Here is a 1,232-nt window from a genome sequence, read left to right on the forward strand (position 1 = left end):
CTGTAATTTGTTATAGTGGATGAGCTTGTTGCAATACATGTAGGTGCTGTAGTAGATATCGTTGGTACGGCTGGAGTAACTAACATCGCTAAATTGGTAAACGATGCTGATGCTACTGAAGTACAACTTCCATTGCCTGCTGTTACTGTATATCCTGTTCCAACTGTCATCCCTGAAATTAATCCACCCGCACCAACTGTTGGTCCTGCTGGTGTGAAAGTATAGGTTAATGCTCCACTGTAATTTGTTATCGTTGATATTCCATTAGAAGAACATGTAGGAGCTGTAGTAGATATTGTTGGTTGAGAAGGAATTGGCAATATCGCTAAATTAGTAAACGATGCTGATGCTACTGAAGTACAACTTCCATTGCCTGCTGTTACTGTATATCCTGTTCCAACTGTCATCCCTGAAATCAATCCGCCTGCGCCAACTGTTGGTCCTGCTGGTGTGAAAGTATAGGTTAACGCTCCACTGTAATTTGTTATAGTGGATGAGCTTGTTGCAATACATGTAGGTGCTGTAGTAGATATCGTTGGTACGGCTGGAGTAACTAACATCGCTAAATTAGTAAACGATGCTGATGCTACTGAAGTACAACTTCCATTACCTGCGGTTACTGTATATCCTGTTCCAACTGTCATACCAGAAATTAATCCGCCTGCACCAACTGTTGGTCCTGCTGGTGTGAAAGTATACGTTAACGCTCCACTGTAATTTGTTATCGTTGATGAACCTGTTGCAATACATGTAGGAGCTGTAGTAGATATCGTTGGTACTGCTGGAGTAACTAACATCGCTAAATTGGTAAACGATGCTGATGCTACTGAAGTACAACTTGCATTGCCTGCGGTTACTGTATATCCTGTTCCAACTGTCATCCCTGAAATCAATCCGCCTGCGCCAACTGTTGGTCCTGCTGGTGTGAAAGTATAAGTCAATACACCACTATAATTTGTTATCGTTGATGAGCCTGTTGCAATACATGTAGGTGCTGTAGTAGATATTGTTGGTACGGCTGGAGTAACTAACATCACTAAATTAGTAAACGATGCTGATGCTACTGAAGTACAACTTCCATTGCCTGCTATTACTGTATATCCTGTTCCAACTGTCATCCCTGAAATTAATCCACCCGCACCAACTGTTGGTCCTGCTGGTGTGAAAGTATATGTTAACGCTCCACTGTAATTTGTTATCGTTGATGAACCTGCTGCAATACATGTAGGCGT

General features: G+C 42.0%; 1 pseudogene. It reads right to left on the bottom strand.

Annotated elements, in window-relative coordinates:
• Window positions 1–1,232: pseudogene (locus B0I03_RS13150) on the bottom strand (T9SS type B sorting domain-containing protein); the annotation flags it as partial.

The organism is Flavobacterium aquaticum (assembly GCF_003259835.1).
GTDB lineage: Bacteria > Bacteroidota > Bacteroidia > Flavobacteriales > Flavobacteriaceae > Flavobacterium > Flavobacterium aquaticum.